At 67.7% G+C, this 21194-nt stretch carries 14 protein-coding genes, 1 other RNA gene and 1 pseudogene; 7 read left to right on the plus strand and 9 right to left on the minus strand.

Annotated elements, in window-relative coordinates:
- Positions 1-124: 124 nt before the first annotated feature.
- Positions 125-4120, plus strand: coding sequence for a Pls/PosA family non-ribosomal peptide synthetase (locus GSQ95_RS18710; protein WP_158894119.1), 3996 nt, complete (start codon positions 125-127; stop codon positions 4118-4120).
- Between the two features lie 67 nt (positions 4121-4187).
- A complete protein-coding gene (locus tag GSQ95_RS18715) occupies positions 4188-5111 on the plus strand; it encodes an SdiA-regulated domain-containing protein (protein WP_158894121.1) in 924 nt (307 codons plus the stop codon).
- On the opposite strand, the gene GSQ95_RS18720 is transcribed toward GSQ95_RS18715, so the two are convergent.
- The 3 genes from GSQ95_RS18720 to GSQ95_RS18730 form a co-directional block, all read right to left on the minus strand.
- The gene (locus GSQ95_RS18720; RefSeq protein ID WP_158894123.1) at positions 5112-5636 is read right to left on the minus strand and encodes an ankyrin repeat domain-containing protein; all 525 of its coding nucleotides are present in this window, start codon (positions 5634-5636) and stop codon (positions 5112-5114) included.
- A gap of 123 nt (positions 5637-5759) precedes the next feature.
- Positions 5760-5834, minus strand: a non-coding RNA gene (locus GSQ95_RS18725) — sX9 sRNA.
- A gap of 61 nt (positions 5835-5895) precedes the next feature.
- Entirely contained in the window at positions 5896-6987 is a 1092-nt protein-coding gene (locus tag GSQ95_RS18730) for a hypothetical protein (RefSeq protein ID WP_158894125.1), read from the minus strand.
- 277 nt (positions 6988-7264) lie between these two features.
- Here GSQ95_RS18730 and selA point away from each other — a divergent pair, with 277 nt between their 5' ends.
- A complete protein-coding gene (selA, locus tag GSQ95_RS18735) occupies positions 7265-8674 on the plus strand; it encodes an L-seryl-tRNA(Sec) selenium transferase (protein WP_158894127.1) in 1410 nt (469 codons plus the stop codon).
- A 185-nt stretch (positions 8675-8859) separates the two neighbouring features.
- Here selA and phnE read toward each other — a convergent pair whose 3' ends face one another.
- From phnE to GSQ95_RS18755, 5 genes and pseudogenes are all read right to left on the minus strand, one after another.
- The gene (gene phnE / locus GSQ95_RS26610) at positions 8860-9591 is read right to left on the minus strand and encodes a phosphonate ABC transporter, permease protein PhnE (RefSeq protein WP_256664646.1); all 732 of its coding nucleotides are present in this window, start codon (positions 9589-9591) and stop codon (positions 8860-8862) included.
- A gap of 51 nt (positions 9592-9642) precedes the next feature.
- Positions 9643-10455: pseudogene (locus GSQ95_RS26615) on the minus strand (PhnE/PtxC family ABC transporter permease); the annotation flags it as partial.
- Positions 10449-11258 carry a phosphonate ABC transporter ATP-binding protein gene (locus GSQ95_RS18745; protein WP_158894131.1) on the minus strand — a complete coding sequence of 270 codons (810 nt, stop codon included), beginning with the start codon at positions 11256-11258 and terminating at the stop codon, positions 10449-10451. The pseudogene GSQ95_RS26615 and the gene GSQ95_RS18745, both read right to left, overlap by 7 nt.
- Positions 11255-12103 carry a putative selenate ABC transporter substrate-binding protein gene (locus GSQ95_RS18750; protein WP_158894133.1) on the minus strand — a complete coding sequence of 283 codons (849 nt, stop codon included), beginning with the start codon at positions 12101-12103 and terminating at the stop codon, positions 11255-11257. Before GSQ95_RS18750 ends, GSQ95_RS18745 begins: the two co-directional genes overlap by 4 nt.
- Before the next feature lie 198 nt (positions 12104-12301).
- Entirely contained in the window at positions 12302-14230 is a 1929-nt protein-coding gene (locus GSQ95_RS18755) for a transglycosylase SLT domain-containing protein (RefSeq protein WP_158894135.1), read from the minus strand.
- A gap of 220 nt (positions 14231-14450) precedes the next feature.
- Between GSQ95_RS18755 and GSQ95_RS18760 the strand changes: the two genes are divergently transcribed.
- The gene (locus GSQ95_RS18760; RefSeq protein ID WP_158894137.1) at positions 14451-16367 is read left to right on the plus strand and encodes an ATP-binding cassette domain-containing protein; all 1917 of its coding nucleotides are present in this window, start codon (positions 14451-14453) and stop codon (positions 16365-16367) included.
- 160 nt (positions 16368-16527) lie between these two features.
- Here GSQ95_RS18760 and GSQ95_RS18765 read toward each other — a convergent pair whose 3' ends face one another.
- Positions 16528-16968 carry a universal stress protein gene (locus GSQ95_RS18765; RefSeq protein ID WP_007162381.1) on the minus strand — a complete coding sequence of 147 codons (441 nt, stop codon included), beginning with the start codon at positions 16966-16968 and terminating at the stop codon, positions 16528-16530.
- A 415-nt stretch (positions 16969-17383) separates the two neighbouring features.
- Here GSQ95_RS18765 and fadB point away from each other — a divergent pair, with 415 nt between their 5' ends.
- The 3 genes from fadB (at position 17384) to GSQ95_RS18780 (ending at position 21049) form a co-directional block, all read left to right on the plus strand.
- Positions 17384-19531, plus strand: a complete 2148-nt coding sequence (gene fadB, locus GSQ95_RS18770) for a fatty acid oxidation complex subunit alpha FadB (RefSeq protein ID WP_158894139.1) — start codon at positions 17384-17386, stop codon at positions 19529-19531.
- 15 nt (positions 19532-19546) lie between these two features.
- Positions 19547-20725 (plus strand): acetyl-CoA C-acyltransferase FadA, encoded by a 1179-nt coding sequence (gene fadA / locus GSQ95_RS18775; RefSeq protein WP_158894141.1) that lies wholly within the window; start codon positions 19547-19549, stop codon positions 20723-20725.
- Between the two features lie 72 nt (positions 20726-20797).
- The gene (locus GSQ95_RS18780) at positions 20798-21049 is read left to right on the plus strand and encodes a DUF1653 domain-containing protein (RefSeq protein WP_178083935.1); all 252 of its coding nucleotides are present in this window, start codon (positions 20798-20800) and stop codon (positions 21047-21049) included.
- The last annotated feature ends 145 nt before the right edge of the window (positions 21050-21194 follow it).

The raw sequence follows: 21194 nt of genomic DNA on the forward strand, positions 1-21194 counted from the left end.
TTTCAGAGCGGTTCCGGCATCCGCGCGCTGCAGTCTTCCAACCCTTAAGCAAACCCTAAGCGCCCCTTAAGGAGCGCGTAACCCGGGAGATACACACTGCGCCAAACACCCAGAGGCTGTCCCCATGGAAGCGCTTGCCGAACTCTCCCTCAGTCTGGTCGAAGGCCCCATCCGCCTCGATCTGTGCCGCGATGAAGTCCTCGCCGATCTGTTCGAGGCCACTGCGGCGCGGGCGCCGGAGCGGCCCGCCCTGCTCGAAGGCGAGCGCAGCCTGAGCTACGGCGAACTGAACGCCTGGGCCGACCGCGCCGCGTCGCGGCTGCTGGCCGCCGGCGCCGGGCCTGGCCGCGTGGTCGGCCTCTGGCTGCCGCGCGGTATCGAGCTGCTGGTGATGCAGCTGGCCATCGCCAAGACCGGCGCCGCCTGGCTGCCCTGCGATGCCGAAACCCCGGCCGATCGCGTGGCCCTCTGCCTGGAAGATGCCCAGGCGGTGGGCGTGATCACTGGGGCGCCCTTCGCCGATCTGCTGGCGCGTCCCGGGCTTGGCTGCTGGACCCCCGACGAGCTGAGCGTCGGCCTGGCCCAGGGCGAGACCCTGCGCCGGCGTGGCCAGGTCTCTCCGGACCACCTGGCCTACCTGATCTACACCTCTGGCTCCACCGGCAAACCTAAGGGCATCGGCATCCGCCAGGACAGCATCTGTCACTTCCTGCGCAGCGAGAATTCGCTGCTCGGTATCGAGGCCGGCGATCGGGTCTACCAGGGTTTCTCGGTGGCCTTCGACATGTCCTTCGAAGAGATCTGGATCAGCTACCTGGTGGGCGCCACCCTCTGGCTGGCGCCGCGGGAGATAACCGCCGACCCCGAGGCCCTGGCCCGCGCCCTGACCGCCAATCGCATCAGCGTGCTGCACGTGGTGCCGACCCTGCTGGCGCTGCTGCCGGAAGACGTCCCCAGCCTGAGGCTGATCAACCTCGGCGGCGAAATGTGCCCCGAACCCCTGGTGGCGCGCTGGAGTCGGCCGCAGCGGCGGTTGTTCAACACCTATGGCCCGAGCGAGGCCACCGTCTCGGCGAGCCTGGCGCAACTGCAACCGGGCGAGCCGGTGACCATTGGCCGACCGCTGCCCAACTACAGCCTGCTGGTGGTGCACGCCGATGCCAGCCTGCCGCTGGCGCTGCTGCCGCGCGATCAGGTGGGCGAACTCTGCATCACCGGTCCGGGCGTGGCCGATGGCTACCTGGGGCGGCCGGAACTGACCGCCGAGAAATTCCTGGCCAATCCCTGGAGCACCGGCAGCCACGACCTCAAGCTCTATCGCACCGGCGATCTGGCGCGGGTCGACGAACATGGCCAGGTGCATTGCCTGGGCCGGGTCGACGACCAGGTGAAGATCCGCGGCTATCGGTTCGAGCTGGGCGAGATCGAAGCCACCCTGGCGCGGCAACCCGGCGTCGGGACCGTGGCCGTGGTGCTGCGCGAAGAGGGCGGCGTGGAGCAACTGGTGGCCTTCCTGGTCGGCGATGGCGGTCCGCTGCCGCGCAGCGACCTGCTGCGGACCGAGCTGGCCGGCTGCCTGCCGCTGTACATGGTGCCCAGTCGCTTCGAGTGGCTCGGCGAGATGCCGCGGCTGAACTCCGGCAAGATCGACCGCAAGCAACTGCGGGCCCGGCCCCTGGCCATTGCCGTGGTGGCGCCGATCGCCCCGGCCAGTGGCGCCCTGGGTGCGCTGCTGGCGGCCACCGCCGAACTCTTCCCTGGTCAGCCCCTGCACGCCGAGATGGATTTCTTCGACGACCTGGGCGGGCACTCGCTGTTCGTCGCCCGCCTGGTCTCGCGCCTGCGCCAGGACCCGCGCTATGCCAGCGCCACGGTCAAGGCGGTCTATGCCGGCCGCACCCTGGGCGCCATTGCCGACGCCCTGGAGGCGGATGCCGCCGAGGCGGGCACGGCGACGGCCACCGAGGCCTGGGCGCCGCCCAGCCGCTGGCGACGCTGGCGCTGTGGCCTCGCCCAGGCGGTGGCCCTGCCGCCGCTGCTGACCCTGCGCCTGGGCCGCTGGCTGGCGCCTTTTCTGGCCTTTCCGCTGCTGATCCATTCCGGTACCGCGCTGCCCCTGGCGATGCTGACCGCCCTGAGTCTGTTCGTCCTGGCCATCGGCCTGGAATTCGCCGTGGCCCTGCTGGGCAAGCGCCTCACCGGTCGCCTGCAGCCCGGTCGCTATCCGCTCTGGGGCCTGACCTACTACCGCTGGTGGCTGGGGGAGCGCTTTCTCGCCCTGGCGCCGGCCTACCTGCTCAGCGGTTCGCCCCTGGCCCGTGGCTGGCTACGGCTGCTGGGCGCCCAGGTCGGCGCCGAGGCCTTCGTCGGCACCCTGACCCTGCGCGTCCCCGAGTTGCTGACCCTGGGGCAGGGCGCCAGCCTGGGCAATGGCGTCAACTTCGAAAACGCCCGGGTGCTGCGCGGCGAACTGCTGCTCGGCGCCGTGACCCTGGGTCGCGAAGCCCAGGTCGGCTCCTATGCCATCCTCGAAGGCGACACCGCCCTCGGTGACGGAGCGCGCCTGCAGGCCCAATCCGCCCTGCGCAGCGGCCAGCGCATCCCGGCCGGACGCAACTGGGGCGGCGCGCCGGCCCATGACCAGGGCGCCGCCGGTGCCCGCGTCCTGCCGCCGGCTCCGGTATCCCGTGCCCAGCGTGCCGTGCTGAAAGGGCTCTATGCCCTCAGCGGCCTGGTGGTCTCGGTGCTGTTCTTCATGCCGCTGTTTCCCCTGGCGCTGCTGATCGACGAACTGGAAAGCTTCGGTGGCCTGCCCTGGTGGCACACCTCTTCGCTGCTGCTCGATGCCCTGCAATACGGCGTGCTGGCCCTGCCGCTGGGCGTGGTCAGCGTCGCCCTGACCCTGCTTGGCTGCGCCCTGGCACGGCGGTTGATCCTGCCGCGGCTGGAAGAAGGCCAGTGGTCGATCGACAGCCTCTTCTACTGGCGCAAGTGGCTGGCCAACCTGATCCAGGAGTCGGCGCTGCAGAGTCTGCAGGGCCTCTATGCCACCGTTTATTCGGCGCTCTGGTATCGCCTGCTGGGTGCCCGGGTCGGCCGTGATGCCGAGATTTCCACCGCCCAGGGTCCGGTCTCCTCGCTGCTGGAACTGGGCGCCGAGACCTTTATCGCCGATGCCGTGATGCTGGGTGACGAACAGGTGGCCCAGGGCTGGATGACCCTCAGACGCACCTCCATCGCCCGCCGCAGTTTCGTCGGCAACGGCGCCTATGTCGCCGACGGCTGCCACCTCCCCGAAGACGCCCTGATCGGTGTCCTGGGTCGGCTCGACGAAGGCGTGCCCCTGCGCCGGGGCGAAACCTGGCTCGGCTCGCCGGCGGTCCGGCTGCCGGCGCGGGAGACCCTGACCGGCTACCCGGAAAGCCTGACCTTTCGCCCGGCACCCTGGCGCCGGGTGGCGCGTGGCCTGATCGAGGCCCTGCGCATCGTGCTGCCCACCGGCTTCACCGTCGCCGCCGGCTGCGCCATCGCCGAAGCCCTGGTGCCGCTGTGGCAGGCCGGCGCCTGGCTGCAACTGCTCGGCGAGACCCTGCTGGCCGGCAGCACCTTCGCCCTGGCCAGCTTCCTGGTCGTGCTGGGGCTCAAGTGGCTGGTGGTCGGCCGTTATCGCCCGCGCTCGGCGCCCATGTGGACCTTTTTCGTCTGGCGCAGCGAGGCCATCACCAGCCTCTATGAAACCCTGGCGGTGCCCAATCTGCTCGGCACCCTGCGTGGCACGCCCTGGTTGCCGCTGGCGCTGCGCCTGCTCGGCGCCCGCCTGGGGCGCGGCACCTACCTGGATACCACCGACCTCACTGAATTCGACTGCGTGCGCCTCGGTGACCATGGCGAACTCAATGCCCTGGCCGGGCCCCAGACCCACCTGTTCGAAGACCGGGTGATGAAGGTCGGCGAAGTCGAGCTGGGAGCCGGGGTCAACCTGGGGCCGCGCAGCGTGGTGCTCTATGGCGCCCGTGTCGGTGACGACGTGGAACTGGGTCCGCTGTCGCTGGTGATGAAGGGCGAAACCCTGCCGGGTCGCTCGCGCTGGGAGGGGAATCCTGTTCAGCCCCGGCGCTAGGACTGTCATACAACCATAAAGACAGCCCTGGATACTCCGCCCCGTACAACAATGACGGGGCAAGGCGATGACGGCGTGGGTACGACGGATCAGGATCGGACGGACCGGCTGGCTGCTGGCCCTGGCGCTGCTGCTGGCACTGGGGGTGACCCAGGGCCTGCGCAGCAGCCATCTGGACAGTCAATTGCTGTTCTGGCTCGGCCAGCAGTGGCAGAGCGAACCCCGAACCTCTCTGGAGCTCGGTCGCTACCGGGTGGCGGTGGAAGCCAGGCCGGTGGCCGGCGTCACCGAGAATCTGTCCGACCTCAGCTATGACCCGGAGCGGGATCGCCTCTGGGCGGTGGTCAACAATCCGCCGGAGTTGCTGGCCCTGAGTCGGGACGGCGAGCTGCTGCAACGCCATCGCCTGGAGGGCTTCGACGACGTCGAAGGCGTGACCTATCTGGGAGACGACCGCCTGCTGCTGGCGGAAGAGGGCGCCAACGCCCTGACTCTGGTAGGCATCCCCGAGGGCGACGACGTCCTCCGCCGCAAGGACTATCGCAGCCTGACCCTGGATCTATTCCCCCGCGCCAACCAGGGCTTCGAGGGGCTGGACTACGACGCCGCCCGCGATCGTCTGTTCGTGGTCAAGGAGCACTCGCCGCGCAAGCTCTATGAAATCCGTGGCCTGCTCAGGAGCTTCGACGGCGACTTCGCCCTGCGCATCATCGATCGCCAGGCCTGGCTGGACCAGGCGCCCAGCACCGGTGACCTGTCCGCGGTCCATGTCGATCGCCGCACCGGCCACCTGCTGCTGCTCAGCGACGAGTCGCGGGTGCTGATCGAACTCGATGACCAGGGCCATACCCTGGATACCCGTTCCCTGGTGGCGCCCTTTGGTGGCCTGTCACGGCGGATCCGCCAGCCCGAAGGCGTCACCCTGGATACCGCCGGCAACCTCTATGTGGTCAGCGAACCCAACCTCTTCTATCGCTACCAGAACCGCTGATCAGACGCCGCCCAGCCGCTCCAGCACGGCGGGGGTATCCTTGGCGCCCATGGCGCGGGCCACGCTCAGCGCCGTGTTGCCGGCGGCGTCCCGGGCCTTGGGATCGGCGCCGCGGGCGACCAGCAATTCCACCATCTGCACGTGATTGAACATGGCCGCCATCATCAGCGCGGTCTTGCCGTCGGGCATGGCGCCCTCCACGGCGGCGCCGTGCTCCAGCAGCAGCTCGGCCATCGGCAGGTTGTTCTTGAAGGCCGCACCGGCCAGCGGCGACTGGCCCATGTCGTTGGCCAGATTCGCATCGGCCCGGTGCTCCAGCAGGACGCGACTGGCCTCCAGGTGGCCGTGGTAGCTGGCCAGCATCAGCAGGCTGTCGCCCTTGTGATTGCGCAGATTGGGCGTCAGCCCCTTCTCCAGCACCAGGGCCAGCACCTCGGCATTGCCGGTGCGCGCGAGGTTGAACACCTCGGTGGCGAATTCCTGGGCTTCTTCATCGGTCATGCGCTGGGGACCGTCTGCGGTCATGGTGCTCTCCTGGACTAAGGCGGGCGGGACCCTCGGGATCCCGGACGATAGGAGGGCAGACCCGAACGGCAGGGGGGAGTTCTCTCGCGGCGGCGAAACAAGGCCGCCGCGAAGACGTGAGTCGGTTATAAAACGTCGCGAGCGGTTGTCAGACAGGTGTGTGCGGCGCGCAGGAACCGGAGTATACGAGTAGTACATGAGGATTCCGAGCACCGCACGTGCCTGTATGGCGGACGCGCAGTAGTTTTATAAGCGGCTCTCAGCCGAAGGTTGCGTGGGTCTCGGCAAAGGCCTGCAACTCCGCCACGCTGTAGTTGCCGACCATCAGCACCGGGCCATGGGCGGTACCGATCTGCGCCGGCAGGGTATCGAGAAAACCCCCGGTAGGGGTCACCCCGAGGTTGGTGTATTCGGCGGCCGGCAGATGGAATTCGGCGATCAGGCGCGCCGCTTCGGCGATCCCGGCGGCCACGCTGACCGGATGCAGGGCGGCCCCAAGCGGATTGACCTGGCCACCGTTGTCGCCGCTGAACAGGTGGCCGACCTTGGCTGCCGCCTGGGTCAGGTCGTGCTGGTCGGCCTGGGCGCCGATCAGGAACAGCGAGCCGTAGTGCGGCAGGCTGCCGCCGCCCTCGGCCTGGCTGACGAAGCTGGGCGCGAAGGGCTGCTCGCCGCGGATGTCGGAGCTGTAGTTGGCCACCGGATCGCCGAGGGTGACCACATTGACGAAGTTGCCTCCGTGACCCGCCGCGTGCGCATCGCGGGGAATGCCCGAGGCCTCGAAGCTGATGCCGCCGAGACCGGTCTGCTGGGCGACGTAGGCCGCCGAGATGCCGCCCAGGGAGTGGCCAGTGACGAAGATGTCCTGGGTGCCATAGCCCTGCTTGGCCGCCGCCTCGATCACCTGGTGGGCGAAGTCCAGCGACTGGCGCTGGGCGCTGGAGACCTGCTGGCCGAGGATCTGCAGATCGCTCAGCAGGCCACCGGCGGTGGAGAGGGGATCGATCAGCAGATTCTCGCCGCGGGTCGTGCCGGCATAGCTGATGAGCACCTGGTTCTCGGCGGTGATCCAGGTATGGGCCGTGGCGCCGTTGAGCGAGTTGTGCAGCGTCAGCTGCTGGCCATCGACCAGGAACGGCCGCATGCCGTCGGGCGTGCCACCCAGTACGTACTCGCTGATGGCGCCGTTGAGGAATTCGCTGACGGTGGGGGTGCTGGCCGAGTGGGTCTGCGCCAGTGGCGTGGCTGCGGCGCTCTTCAGCGTGTGCAGGTAGGTGAAGTTGCCGAGGCTGACGATGTCGCTGTTGTCGAGCAGGCCATCGCTGGCCCAGAGGGAGGATTTCTTGGACATGACGGCACCTTTGTTATTGTCGTGAGGTGGACGTGGTGGCCAGGGCTTTCCACGCCAGGACCGCGGCAGGTGCCTGGGAAGAGCCCGCGAAACCATCCTAGGACGGGCTCCGGCACGCGGCAAACCGGGAACCCGGGGGTCATTTCCGGACGCCCCGGGTCCGGGTTCGGGCCACCCCACGCCGGGACGGGCCAGGTCTGCGGCAGCGCGGCGCGCCCTGGTCGACCCGCCGCGGGTTCGGGCTACACTGGGGGTCGACTCGACCCAAGAGGCTCCCATGACCGCCATCCGCCTGCCGTCCATCGACCGCCTGCTGCGCCATCCCGCTTCGCGTCCGCTGGAGGAGCGCCACGGTCGCGAGCTGGTCCTTGGCGGCTATCGTTCGCTGCTGGACGACCTGCGCGACGCCCTGAGGGCCGGTACCCTGACCGCGGTGGAGGTGGAGGAGGGCGTGCTGGCCGGTCGCCTGGGCGAGCGCCTGGCGTTGCACAGCCAGCCGCGGGTGCGGCGGGTGTTCAATCTCACCGGCACGGTGCTGCACACCAACCTGGGACGGGCGCTGCTGGCGGAAGAGGCGATCGCCGCGGTGACCGAGGCCGCGCGTCAGCCGATGAATCTGGAATTCGACCTGGCCACCGGCAAGCGCGGCGATCGCGACGACCTGGTCGCCGACCTGGTGCGCGAACTCACCGGCGCCGAGGCGGTGACCGTGGTCAACAACAACGCCGCAGCGGTCCTGCTGGCCCTGCATGCCATAGGCGCACGCAAGGAAGGGGTGCTGTCCCGCGGCGAGCTGATCGAGATCGGCGGTGCCTTCCGCATCCCCGACATCATGGCCCGCGCCGGGGTCAAGCTGGTGGAAGTGGGCACCACCAACCGCACCCATGCCCGCGACTACGAAGCCGCCATCGGCCCGCGTACCGCGCTGCTGATGCGCGTGCACACCAGCAACTACAGCGTCCAGGGCTTTACCGCCAGCGTGGCCACGGCGGAGCTGGCCGCCATTGCCCGCACCCACAACGTCCCCCTGCTGGAAGACCTGGGCAGCGGCACCCTGGTGGACCTGACCCGTTGGGGGCTGCCCGCCGAGCCCACGGTGCAGCAGGCGCTGCGCGATGGCGCGGACCTGGTGACCTTCAGTGGCGACAAGCTGCTCGGCGGACCCCAGTGCGGTCTCATCGTCGGTCGCCGCGACCTCATAGAGCGGATCAAGAAGAATCCGCTCAAGCGGGCGTTGCGGGTCGACAAGCTGACCCTGGCCGCCCTGGAAGCGACCCTGGCGCTCTATCGCGATCCGGATCGACTGGCCGAACGGCTCCCCAGCCTGCGCCTGCTATCCCGCCCGGCCGAGGCCATCACCACCCAGGCCGAGCGGCTGCTGCCGGCCTTCGCCGCCGTGCTGGGCGCGACCTATGCGGTCAGCGTGGAGCCGGCGCTGGGCATGATCGGCAGTGGCGCCCAGCCGGTGGCACGCCTGCCCGGGGCGGCGCTGTGCTGTCGCCCCCAGGTCAGCAAGCGCCTGCGTGGGCGCGCCCTGCGGCAGTTGGAAGAAGGCCTGCGCCAGCTACCCATTCCGGTGGTGGGACGCATCGACGCCGATGCGCTCTGGCTGGACCTGCGCCAGCTCGACGATGAAGCGGCCTTTCTCGCGCAATTGCCAGAGCTGCTGCTGCCGGAGATTCGCTAAGAGCCTGTTCAAAGGCTCGCGAGCTAGAGCCAAACAAGGCCTCGGCGGCCCCGCGAAAAGACCTGAGGAAGCGGACCGGGCTCGCGAACGAGTTTACGAGTAGTAAATGAGCATTCCGACCGGGCTGGCGACCCAGGGTCTTTTCAACGCCGTTTGGCCGACGCGCAGCAGCCTTTGAATAGGCTCTAACGAACGACCCAGCGCTGCCGGGCCCAATTGCTCAGCACATCCACGCCCAGCACCAGCACCAGCATGCCGAGGATCACGGTGGCGGCCTGGGCCTGCTGGAACAGGCTCAGGCTGAAGTACAGCTGCTGCCCCAGGCCGCCGGCACCGACGAAGCCGAGGATGCTGGCCATGCGGATGTTGTTTTCCCAGCGATAGAGCAGGTAGGCCAGCAACTGTGGCCAGACCGCCGGCAGGGTGCCGTAGAGAAAGGCCGCCAGCGCGCCACCACCGGCCAGGCGAATGGCCTCGGCGGGTGCCTTGGGGGTGTTTTCCAGGGCTTCGGCGAACAGCCGGCCGAGTACCCCGGCGGTGTGCAGGGCCAGGGCCAGGGTCCCGGCGTTGGGTCCCAGGCCGGCGGCCAGCACCATCAGCGCCGCCCAGACCAGTTCCGGCACGGCGCGCAGGGCATTGAGCAGCAGCCGCGCCAGCGCCAGGGCGCCCAGGCCCAGGCGACCGGCCGCCGGCAGCGCCAGCAGGATGCCGAGCAGCCCGGCGAGCAGGGTGCCCAGCGCCGACATGGCCAGGGTCTCCACGGCGCCGTGGGCCACGGCCGATAGCTGGGTAACGGAGAAGTCCGGCGTGAGAAAATCGGCCAGGAAGCTGCCCATCTGCGCCAGGGCGCGAACGCTCAGCAATTCGCCGAAGGCGGTGCCCAGGTAGCTGGCGGACGCCACCAGGGCGGCGCCCATCGCCAGCACGGTCAGAGCGCCGCGGCCCCGACCCTGACCGCGCTCCACTTGGCGCAGCAGGCGACTGAGCACATCGGCCAGCAGCACCAGCACCAGGAAGGTCAGCAGCAGGCTGGCCACCTCGCCACCGGCGAACATGCGCAGCGACAGGTCCACTTGCTGGCCGAGACCGCCGGCGCCGACGAAGCCCATTACCACCGAGGCGCGGATGGCGCATTCCCAGCGGTAGACGCTGTAGGAAATCATCTCGCCCGCGGCATTGGGCAGCACGCCATAGCCGAAGGCCTGCAGGCGACCGGCGCCCTGCAGCAGCAGGGCCCGCGCCGGGCGGGGATCGACCGATTCGAAGATCTCCGCATAGACCTTGCCCAGCATGCCGCCGTAGGTGATGGCGATGGCCAGTACCCCGGCGGTGGGACCCAGGCCCACGGCGCGGACGAACAGCAGCGCCCAGACGATCTCCGGCACGCTGCGCAAGACGATCAGCACCCCGCGGACCAGTCCGCGGAGCAGGCGCGGCAAGCGGCCTGGACGTCCGCCGCGGGGCAGGGCGGAGATTGACAGCACGCGGGTGGCGAGCAGGGCGGCGGGCAGGGCGATCAGCGCCGCCAGGGCCATGCCCAGGGTGGCGATGGCCAGGGTTTCCAGGGTGGCGCGCCCGAGCACGGCGAGAAAATCGGCGTCATGGGCGGGCGGCCAGAAGCCGGCGAGAAAGTTGCCCATGGTGCGGGCGTTGTCGCCGCTGAAGAGTCCGAAGAGATCGAACTCCGCCAGGCGCAGCGTCGGCCAGGCCAGCAGCAGGGCCAGCAGGGTGAGCAGCAGACGGGGCCGCGCGGCCGGGTCCTGGCGGGGCGAGGTCAGCATCGCGGCAGGTCGAGCGGCGTCTCGGCCGGGGCCGGTGCGGCGGGCGCCCCTGTGGCGCTCAGCCCCTCGTTGGCATAGAGCGCGGCGAGATCGGCCGCGGTGACGGCGCTCGCGGGTTTGTCCCACAGCAGCCGACCGGCCCGCAGACCGAGGATGCGTGGAAAGCGCTGCAGCGCCAGCTCCACATTGTGCAGGCTGGTGACCAGGGTGCTGCCCTGGCGCGCCGCGGCGTCGCTCAGCACCTCCAGGGTATGGCCGGCCAGCACCGGGTCCATGGCCGACACGGGTTCGTCGGCGAGCAGCAGCTGCGGCTGCTGATAGAGCGCCCGGGCGATGCCGATGCGCTGCAGCTGGCCACCGGACAGCTGATCGCAGGAAGAATAGAGGCGATCGGCCAGGTCCAGCGGCGCCAGGGCGGCGGCGGCGCCGTCACGATCCAGGGGATGCACCAGGCTGACCAGGCTGCGCGCCAGCGACCACTGGCCGAGGCGTCCGGCCAGTACCGCGGTGATGACGCGCTGGCGCGCCGGCAAGGGCGGCGCCTGGTGGATGAGGCCGATGCGGGCGCGCAACTGGCGCCGCGCCCGGTTGCCCAGGCTCCAGGGCTCCTGGCCGAGCAGCTCCAGCTGACCCGCGAGCGGTCGCAGCCCGGTGGCCAGCAGGCGCAACAGGCTGGTCTTGCCCGCCCCGGACGGGCCGATCAGCGCGACCTGCTCACCCTCTTGCAGGCTGAGGTCGAGATCGGCCAGGGCGGGCGAGCCGTCGGCGTGTACCAGCGTCACGCCCCTGAGGGCGAGACTCACTTGAGCAGGCCGGCTGCCAGGGCGGAAGCCTCGATGCTCTTGTAGTTGTCCGGCGAGGTCGGCACGAAGCGGCTGGCCGCCTGCAGGTCGAGGATCGCCTTGTCGGCCGGCTTGGCCGGATCCAGGTCGAGAAAGGCCTGCTTGATCTTGGCCGCCAGTTGCGGATCCAGACTGCCGCGCACCGTCCAGTTGTAGTCGTAGTAGGGCGGGGTGGTGGATATCACCCGGACCTTGCTGGTATCGACCTTGCCGGCGTCGACCAGCTTCTTCCACACCGAGGCGTTGAGCACGCCGGCATCGGCCTTGCCCGCGGCGACCCAGGCGACGGTGGCGTCATGGGCGCCGGAATAGGCCACCCGCGAGAAGAACTGCTCGGGAACGATGCCTTCCTGCTGCATGAAGTAGCGTGGCATCAGGCTGCCCGAGGTGGAAGAGACCGAACCGAAGGCGAAGGTCTTGCCCTTGAGGTCCTGCAGGGTCTTCACGGCCGGGTCGGCGGTGATGAACTTGCTGGTGAACTGCTGATCTTCTGCGCGCTGCACCAGGGGGATCATCGGCGCCTTGCGCTGCGCCTGGACGAAGGTGAAACCGCCGAACCAGGCCAGGTCCAGGCGATCCGAGGCCATGGCTTCCACCACGCCGGCATAGTCGGACACCGGGACGAATTTCACCGGCATGCCCAGACGCTGCTCCAGGTATTCACCCAGCGGCTTGAACTTGCGGATCAGCTCGGTGGGCGCCTCGTCGGGAATGGCCGAGACGCGCAATTCGGCGGCGGCGTGGGAGAGCAGGGACGTCAGGGACAGGGCCAGGCCTGCTGCCAGGGCCAGCGAACGCTTGAGCATGGGTTTCTCCGGTTCAATAGCGGAAAAAAAGGGGCTGCAGTATAGGGTGTGGCGCTGTTTTGCGCAGCCGTCACGAGGCCGAAGGCCTTGTGGGAGGCAGCTGTGGAATGACGCGACGGCTCTGGGCAGCGGTTATGCAGCGAACTCGACCCGGCGTGCGAGTCCGCTGCGGTGGTGTCAGGTCGGGCCGGCGAGCGCTCAGGTCTCGTCGAAGAAGCGCTCGTTCCAGTCCACCAGGGGTTGCGGCGCATTGAGCTTCTGGCCGTAGATCACCGCGTAGGCCAGCACGTTCTGCACGTATTGCCGCGTCTCGTCGAAGGGAATGGTTTCCACCCAGACGTCGAAAGCCAGGTGGCGAGCGCCCGTCAGCCAGCGCTTCACTCGCCCCGGGCCGGCGTTGTAGGCCGCCGAGGCCAGCACCCGGTTGCCGTTGAACTGGGCATGGACCATCGACAAATAGGCGGTGCCCAGCTGGATGTTCTTTTCCGGGGTCAGCGCCTGCTGTGGCGAGGCCAGGGGAATGGCGAACTTGCTGGCGGTATGACTGGCGGTGGCCGGCATCAGCTGCATCAGGCCCATGGCGCCCACGCCGGAGCGCGCATCGGCCATGAAGCCGCTTTCCTGGCGGGTGATGGCGAACACCCAGCTGCTGTGCAGACCGCGGGTCTGGGCCTCGCGCACGAAGCTCTCGCGATAGGCGATGGGGAAACGAATATCCAGGTCGTCCCAGTACTTGGCCAGGCTGATGGTGCGGATCGCCGGGAAATACCATTGCATGTCATAGGCCATGCGCGCCTGGGCCACCAGTTCGTCGCGGTTGAAGTGGCGGCTGACATAGAACCACTCGCGGCGGGCGTTGATCGGTTCGCCGCGGGCGATGAATTCCAGGGCGCGCTGCACGCCAGGGGTATTGCGCACCTTGCGCTTGAGGGCGTCGCTGAGCATCAGCGGCTTGTTGTTGAGCTGATAGGGCGCCTTGCTGCGGTCGGCGGCGAGAAAGCCGTAGTAGTCGCGCTCGCGACTGACCTCGGCGTATTCGCGATGCACTGCCGGACTCTGCGGCTGCATCAGCTCCAGGGTGCGGGCCCGCCAGTATTCCCAGCGATTGGCCTTGGCCAGACTCGGCGGAAAGCGTTCGATCAGGGCGTGGGCATCGCTCCAGCGACCCAGCCGCAGGAGCAGCCGGGCACGCCATTCGCTGACATCGTCGTCCCGCAGTTCGGGGTCATAGCGCTCCATCAGCGGCAGCGCGCGCGGATCGAAGTTCTTCGCCAGGGTCAGGCCGATCTGGCGGGCGATGGCGACCTTTTCATCGCGGGTGAAGGGCATGCGCTGGCTGTAGACGTCGAGCAGGCCCATGGCCTGTTCCGGGTCCTGGCGCGCCAGCTTGCGCAGGCCCAGGCCGACCACGTCGGCGAGGCTCTCGCTGGCCGGGGCGAAGGCCTGGACATTGGCGATCTGCTGCGGCTTCTGGGCCACGTCGATCAGCCGCTGGGCCTGGCCGGACAGCGTCGGCAACTGGGCGGAGAGGGTGCGCACCAGGCCGTATTCACCCTTGTCGGCGGCCAGCTTGGCGCGCTCCCAGACCCGCTCTTCGGTGAGCTGGCCGCGCGCTGCCCAGGCCTGGAACAGGCCATCGCAGGTGGTCGGTTGGGCCTTGCCCACCAGCCAGTACTTCTCCGCCAGCTTGAAGCCCTCGCTGGCATTGCCCTGGGCGATCAGGTACTGGCCGTGCAGGCAGTCCAGCTCGGTGAAGTTGAAGTCCGGCGAATAGTATTTCTCGAAGCGATTCCAGTCGCCGCGATCGGCGAGGCTGCGCAGCCAGCGCAGGCGCAGCCAGTTGGACTGCGGCAGATCGCCATGCTCGGCGAGAAAGCCCTCGATCTCGGCATCGCTGGCGCCGGGGACGCGCTTGATCAGCTCGTCGTAGGCCAGATAGGGCTCCAGCGGATAGGTGCGCAATTCGCCGCGATTGGCCAGGTAGACGCTGGCATCACCGCGGTCCAGCGCCGCCTTGGCCTGGTCGTAGAGTTGCCGCTGCTGCTCCAGGGGAGCGGCTTGCGAGGTGGTGGAGCCGATCAGGGGAGCGAGGAGCAGGGGCAGGATGACGAACAGGCGACCGCGCATGGGAATTCCGTAAAAGCTGGATGCGGAGGGGGCGGCGCGCCAGGCTCAGGGCAGGCGGCCGACCGTCACGGGGCAGTCTAGCTTACGTGCCGGCGGCAGGTGGCGAAAGCGTCGGCCATGGCCTGCCGTCGGGCGGTCCGGGCATTTCGCCGGCTCGCACCGACCGGCGCCGGGGCAGGCGTCTCTGCTAGACTGGCTGGCCTTTTTCGCGGAGAAACCCATGGCGCTGCTCAAGTTCACCAACGTATCCCTGGCCTTTGGCGTCACCCCCTTGCTGGACGGGGTGTCCTGGCAGATCGAACGGGGCGAGCGGGTATGCATCATCGGCCGCAACGGCACCGGCAAATCCAGCCTGCTGCGCATCGTCAAGGGCGAGCAGCAGGCCGACGATGGCGAGGTTTGGCGCGCCCCGGCGATCAAGATCGGCGAATTGCCGCAGGAATTGCCCCGGGCCGACGACCGCTCGGTGTTCGACGTGGTGGCCGCCGGCCTGGCCGGTGTCGGCGAATTGCTCGCCGAGTATCACCACCTGACCCAGGACACCAGCGGTGAACTGGACATGGAGCGGCTCATGCACGTCCAGCAGGAGATCGAGGCCCGCGATGGCTGGCGCCTGCAGCAACTGGTGGACAGTACCCTGAGCCGGCTGCAGCTGCCGGCGGAAAAGACCCTTGCCGAACTCTCCGGCGGCTGGCGGCGGCGCGTGCTGCTGGCCCAGGCACTGGTGGCCGAGCCGGATCTGCTGCTGCTCGACGAACCCACCAACCACCTGGACATCGGCGCCATCGCCTGGCTGGAAGACGCCCTGCGCGGCTATCCCGGCGCCGTGCTGTTCATCACCCACGACCGCGCCTTCCTGCAGGCCCTGGCCACCCGCATCCTCGAACTGGATCGCGGCAACCTGATCGACTGGCAGGGCGACTACGCCAGCTTCCTGGTGCACAAGGAGCAGCAACTGGCGGCGGAAGAGACCGCCAATGCCCTGTTCGACAAGCGCCTGGCCCAGGAAGAGGTGTGGATCCGCCAGGGCATCAAGGCCCGCCGTACCCGCAACGAAGGCCGGGTCCGCGCCCTCAAGGCCATGCGCAACGAGCGCAACGAGCGCCGTGAGCGCCAGGGCAAGGCCAACCTCCTGCTGGAGACGGCCGACAAGTCCGGCAAGCAGGTCATCCTCGCCGAGCACATGAGCTATGCCCATCCCGGTGGCGAACCCCTGATCCGTGACCTGACCCTGCTGATCCAGCGCGGCGATCGCATCGGTCTGCTCGGTCCCAACGGCTCCGGCAAGACCACCCTGCTCAAGCTGCTGCTGGGCGACCTGCAGCCGACCACCGGCAAGATCCAGTACGGCACCAAGCTGGAGATCGCCTACTTCGACCAGCTGCGCCTGCAACTGGAGCCGGAAAAGACGGTGATCGACAACCTCGCCGAGGGGCGCGAATTCATCACCATCAACGGCCAGGATCGCCATGTGCTGAGCTACCTGGGCGACTTCCTGTTCAGTCCCCAGCGGGCCCGTACCCCGGTCAAGGCGCTGTCTGGTGGCGAGCGCGCGCGCCTGCTGCTGGCCAAGCTGTTCAGCAAGCCGGCGAACCTGCTGGTACTGGACGAACCGACCAACGACCTCGACGTCGAGACCCTGGAACTGCTCGAAGAAGTGTTGCTGAGTTTCGAGGGCACCGTGCTGATGGTCAGTCACGACCGGGCCTTCCTCGATAACGTGGTGACCAGCACCCTGGTGTTCGAAGGGGAAGGGCGGGTACGGGAATACGTCGGTGGCTACCAGGACTGGCTGCGCCAGGGCGGCTCACCGCGCCTGCTCGGCGTGCAGACCCGTGAGGACGGCAAGACTGCGCCAGCGGCTGCCACGACCGAGCCCGCACCCGCTGCAGCACCCGTGGCCGCAGCAGCCGCGTTGGCCAGGCGCAAGCTCAGCTACAAGGAACAGCGTGAGCTGGACGCCCTGCCGGGCGCCATCGAAACTGCGGAAATCGAGCTGGAAGCCCTGCAGACCGCGATTGCCGATCCCGGCTTCTACCAGCTGCCGGGCGAAGTCACCCAGGCCAAGCTTGCGCGCATGGACGCGCTGCAGGCCGAGCTGGATCGCCTCATCGAGCGTTGGGCCGAACTGGAGTAATCCAGACCGGCCGCGGACTTGGAGCCCGTTCAAGGTCTCGCGAGCCAGAGCCAAACAAGGCGAAAGGACCTGAGGAAGCGGAATTTACAAATGTAAATGAGCATTCCGAAGGTCCTTTCAACGCCGTTTGGCCGACGCGCAGCAGACTTTGAACTGGCTCTTAGGCCTTGTCTTTCTTCAGGGCTACCGCCAGGGTATCGCAGGGCGCGCCGTGCAGCAGGTCGTTGGACGTCGAGCCCAGCAGCAGCGCCAGGCCGTGACGACCATGGCTGCCGACCACGATCAGGTCGCAGCCCTGCTCCTTGGCCATGCGGTGGATCTCCTGGCGCGGCTGCCCATAGGCCAGCACGCAATTGCCAGCCAACTCGGCGTACTGGGTGGTGAAGCCATCCAGCCGCTCGCGCGCCTGCTCGATCTGCTGCTGCTGCAGCGACGACAGATCCATGGGCACGTCACCGCCAAAGGCCATGGCCATGGGTTCGACCACGTGCACCAGCGATACCTTGCTGCCACAGCACTGACCCAGGGCCACGGCGCGACGGATCACCGGTTGGCAATCTTCGGTCAGGTCGACGGCAACCAATATGTGTTGGTAGGCCATACACATCTCTCCTTCATGATGGTGCGCCAGGCCGTACCGTGGCTGGCGCTCGATTCGCAGGCTTCAGGTGCTGGCCGGACAGAACCGGCTGTCGCTCGGCAACTGTTCAGGCAGACGCGTGCCCACTTGTAGTTTTGACTCCAGGAGTCGGGGATAGCTCCACGGCTATCTTGCACAGAAGCGCGTCAAGCTCAAGCGCTCACCACTCGAACCCCCGGCCACGCTTTCCCCTTGCGTCCCAATTGACAAGCGCCCGCTTTTGCCAGAAGGTTGTGCGAGCCGTTCAAACGGTTGTATGAATTTTCGCCCCGGCCCGGCCGGTGCCCTCCACAGAACAATATCGGGGCTGGCGATCTTCGGCTTCCATCCGAAGCCGCCGCCCGCCTTGCGACCAGGACTCAAGGGAGACCCGCTGATGATTTTCGAAGGCAAAGCCCTTTCGGTGCGCGACGTGGAGGACGGCATCGCCGAACTTCGCTTCGACCTCCAAGGCGAATCGGTCAACAAGTTCAGCGCCATCACCCTGCGTGAATTCCGCCAGGCCGTGGATGCCCTGAAAGCCCACGCCGGCCTGCGCGGCGTCATTGTTACCAGCGGCAAGGACGTCTTCATCGTCGGCGCTGACATCACCGAATTCGTCGAGATGTTCGGTCGGCCGACCGAAGAGTTGCAGGCCGGCATCGCCGAGATCAACCGCATCTTCAACGACTTCGAAGACCTGCCGGTGCCCACCGTGGCCGCCGTGGGCGGCATCGCCCTGGGTGGCGGTTGCGAGATGACCCTGGCCGCCGACTACCGGGTGCTGAGCAGCGCCGCGCGTATCGGCCTGCCGGAAGTCAAGCTGGGCATCTATCCGGGCTGGGGCGGCACCGTTCGCCTGCCGCGCCTGATCGGCAGCGACAACGCCATCGAGTGGATCGCCTCCGGCAAGGAAAACGACGCCGCCACCGCTCTCAAGGTCGGCGTGGCCGATGCCGTGGTCGCCCCCGAGCACCTGTTCGACGCCGCCCTGGACCTGGTTCGCCGCGCCGCCGCCGGCGAGCTGGACTACCGCGCCAAGCGCAAGCCCAAGCTGGAAAAGCTGCAGCTCAATGCCATCGAGGCCATGATGGCCTTCGAATCGGCCAAGGGCTTCGTCGCCAGTCAGGCCGGTCCGCACTATCCGGCGCCGCTGGAAGCCATCAAGGCCATCCAGAAGTCCGCCAACTACGGCCGCGACAAGGCGCTGGAAGTCGAAGGCGCCGGTTTCGCCAAGATGGCCCAGACCTCGGTCTCCGCCAGCCTGGTCGGCCTGTTCCTCAATGACCAGGCGCTCAAGCGCAAGGCCAAGGTGCTGGAGAAGCAGGCCGCGCCGGTCAAGCTGACCAGTGTGCTGGGCGCCGGCATCATGGGTGGCGGCATCGCCTACCAGTCCGCGCTCAAGGGCACCCCGATCCTGATGAAGGACATTCGCGACGAAGCCCTGGAGCTGGGGCTGAGCGAAGCCAGCAAGCTGCTCAACAAGCGCGTCGAGAAGGGCCGCCTGGAGCCGGCGAAGATGGCCGAGGCGCTCAATCGCATCCGGCCGACCCTGTCCTATGGCGATTTCAAGAGCGTCGACCTGGTGGTCGAGGCGGTGGTCGAGAATCCCAAGGTCAAGCAAGCCGTACTGGCGGAAGTGGAAGGCCAGGTGCGCGAAGATGCCATCCTCACCTCCAACACCTCCACCATCTCCATCAGCCTGCTGGCCCAGGCGCTCAAGCGTCCGGAAAACTTCTGCGGCATGCACTTCTTCAACCCGGTGCACATGATGCCCCTGGTCGAGGTGATCCGTGGCGAGAAGACCAGCGAAAGGGCCATCGCCACCACCGTGGCCTATGCCCGCCAGATGGGCAAGAACCCCATCGTGGTCAACGATTGCCCCGGCTTCCTGGTCAACCGCATCCTCTTCCCGTACTTCGGCGGCTTCGCCGCGCTGCTGGCCCAGGGCGCCGACTTCCAGCGCGTCGATCGGCTGATGGAAAAATTCGGCTGGCCTATGGGCCCGGCCTACCTGATGGACGTGGTCGGCATGGACACCGCCCACCACGCCCGCGACGTCATGGCCGAGGGCTTCCCCGAGCGCATGAAGGAAAGCCGGAAGACCGCGGTGGACGCCCTTTACGAAGCCCAGCGCTTCGGCCAGAAGAACGGCAAGGGCTTCTATGTCTACGAGACCGACAAGAAGGGCAAGCCGAAGAAGGTCGCCGACCCGGCCGTGGCCGAGGTACTGGCACCGGTCACCTACGAACAGCGTGAATTCACCGACGAGCAGATCGTCGAGCGGATGATGGTGCCGCTGTGCCTGGAAGCTGTGCGCTGCCTTGAAGACGGTATCGTCGACAGCGCCGCCGAAGCCGACATGGGCCTGATCTACGGCATCGGCTTCCCGCCCTTCCGGGGCGGTGCGCTGCGCTACATCGACAGCCTGGGCGTGGCCGAATTCGTCGCCATGGCCGACCAGTACGCCGACCTCGGGCCGTTGTACCACCCGACCCCCAAACTCCGCGAAATGGCCGCCGCTGGCCAACGCTTCTTCGGTTGAGCCTGGAGTAAAGAAATGAGTCTGAATCCGAGAGACGTCGTCATCGTCGACTTCGCCCGCACGCCCATGGGCCGTTCCAAGGGCGGCATGCACCGCAACACCCGCGCCGAGACCCTGTCGGCGCGGCTGATCGACGCGGTCCTCGACCGCAATCCCCAGGTCAATCCGGCCGAGGTGGAAGATGTGATCTGGGGCTGCGTCAACCAGACCCTGGAGCAGGGCTGGAACATCGCCCGCATGGCGTCGCTGCTGACCCGCATTCCCCACACCAGCGGCGCCCAGACGGTAAGCCGCCTGTGCGGCTCTTCCATGAGCGCCCTGCATACCGCCGCCCAGGCGATCCAGACCGGCAACGGCGACGTCTTCGTCGTCGGCGGGGTGGAGCACATGGGCCACGTCGGCATTATGCACGGCGTCGATCCGAATCCCCAGCTGTCGCTGCATGCCGCCAAGGCCTCCGGCATGATGGGCCTGACCGCCGAAATGCTCGGCAAGATGCACGGCATCACCCGCGAGGCGCAGGACCAGTTCGGCTACCGCTCGCACCAGCTGGCCTGGAAGGCCACCCAGGAAGGCAAATTCAAGGACGAGATCATTCCCCTGGAAGGTCACGACGAGAACGGCTTCCTCAAGGTCTTCAGCCAGGACGAGACCATCCGTCCGGAAACCACCCTCGAAGGTCTGGCTGCTTTGAAGCCGGCGTTCAACCCCAAGGGTGGTACCGTGACCGCCGGCACTTCCTCGCAGATCACCGACGGCGCCTCCTGCATGCTGGTCATGTCGGCCCAACGCGCTCAGGACCTGGGCCTGCAGCCGCTGGCCAGGATCCGCTCCATGGCCGTCGCCGGCGTGGATCCGGCGATCATGGGCTACGGTCCGGTCCCGGCCTCGCAGAAGGCGCTCAAGCGCGCCGGCCTGACCATCGCCGACATTGATTTCATCGAGCTCAACGAAGCCTTCGCCGCCCAGGCCCTGCCGGTACTGAAGGACCTCAAGGTGCTCGACAAGATGGAGGAAAAGGTCAATCTGCACGGGGGCGCCATCGCCCTGGGTCATCCCTTCGGTTGCTCTGGCGCCAGAATTTCAGGCACGCTGTTAAATGTCATGAAACAGAATGACGGCACCTTCGGCCTGGCCACCATGTGTGTGGGTCTCGGCCAGGGCATCACCACGGTGTTCGAACGCCTGCGCTGATCCGCCGCAGCGTGCGTCATCCGACCGGGGCGCCCCCAGGGCTGCCCCGGTTTTCTTTTTTCGAGGTGGAACATGGCATTGCAGACGGGACTCTACCGGCACTACAAGGGTCAGCAGTATCGGGTGCTGGGTCTGGCCCGGCATTCCGAGACCGAAGAAGAGCTGGTCATCTATCAGGCGTTGTATGGTGAATATGGTCTCTGGGCGCGGCCCCTGAGCATGTTTCGCCAGAGCGTCCAGGTGGATGGCGAGCAGGTGCCGCGCTTCGCGCTGATCAGCGTCGAAGCCGATCCCTTGGGTCTGGATGCCACGCCGCAGCCTTGACCTTGCCGACATCGCCACTATATATAGCGGTGCCGCGTTGGCCGACCGCCCCCGGCGCACCAGACTGAAATCGTTCTGGTCCTCCATCCGCCGTTCCGGCGCTCGCCTTTCGCTCGCTCACCGCCTTCAAGCAGGAATCTGACTC

The sequence above is a fragment of the Pseudomonas sp. BAV 4579 genome (assembly GCF_009765395.1).
GTDB lineage: Bacteria > Pseudomonadota > Gammaproteobacteria > Pseudomonadales > Pseudomonadaceae > Chryseomonas > Chryseomonas aestiva.

What these genes read in the sequence shown, in the direction of transcription:
- GSQ95_RS18720 (WP_158894123.1), bottom strand. Translation starts at nt 5,636, where the DNA reads ATGACCGCAGACGGTCCCCAGCGCATGACCGATGAAGAAGCCCAGGAA.
- selA (WP_158894127.1), top strand. Translation starts at nt 7,265, where the DNA reads ATGACCGCCATCCGCCTGCCGTCCATCGACCGCCTGCTGCGCCATCCC.
- GSQ95_RS18765 (WP_007162381.1), bottom strand. Translation starts at nt 16,968, where the DNA reads ATGGCCTACCAACACATATTGGTTGCCGTCGACCTGACCGAAGATTGC.
- GSQ95_RS18750 (WP_158894133.1), bottom strand. Translation starts at nt 12,103, where the DNA reads ATGCTCAAGCGTTCGCTGGCCCTGGCAGCAGGCCTGGCCCTGTCCCTG.
- GSQ95_RS18730 (WP_158894125.1), bottom strand. Translation starts at nt 6,987, where the DNA reads ATGTCCAAGAAATCCTCCCTCTGGGCCAGCGATGGCCTGCTCGACAAC.
- fadA (WP_158894141.1), top strand. Translation starts at nt 19,547, where the DNA reads ATGAGTCTGAATCCGAGAGACGTCGTCATCGTCGACTTCGCCCGCACG.
- GSQ95_RS18715 (WP_158894121.1), top strand. Translation starts at nt 4,188, where the DNA reads ATGACGGCGTGGGTACGACGGATCAGGATCGGACGGACCGGCTGGCTG.
- GSQ95_RS18755 (WP_158894135.1), bottom strand. Translation starts at nt 14,230, where the DNA reads ATGCGCGGTCGCCTGTTCGTCATCCTGCCCCTGCTCCTCGCTCCCCTG.
- fadB (WP_158894139.1), top strand. Translation starts at nt 17,384, where the DNA reads ATGATTTTCGAAGGCAAAGCCCTTTCGGTGCGCGACGTGGAGGACGGC.
- GSQ95_RS18710 (WP_158894119.1), top strand. Translation starts at nt 125, where the DNA reads ATGGAAGCGCTTGCCGAACTCTCCCTCAGTCTGGTCGAAGGCCCCATC.
- GSQ95_RS18780 (WP_178083935.1), top strand. Translation starts at nt 20,798, where the DNA reads ATGGCATTGCAGACGGGACTCTACCGGCACTACAAGGGTCAGCAGTAT.
- GSQ95_RS18760 (WP_158894137.1), top strand. Translation starts at nt 14,451, where the DNA reads ATGGCGCTGCTCAAGTTCACCAACGTATCCCTGGCCTTTGGCGTCACC.
- phnE (WP_256664646.1), bottom strand. Translation starts at nt 9,591, where the DNA reads ATGGGCGCCGCCCTGGTGGCGTCCGCCAGCTACCTGGGCACCGCCTTC.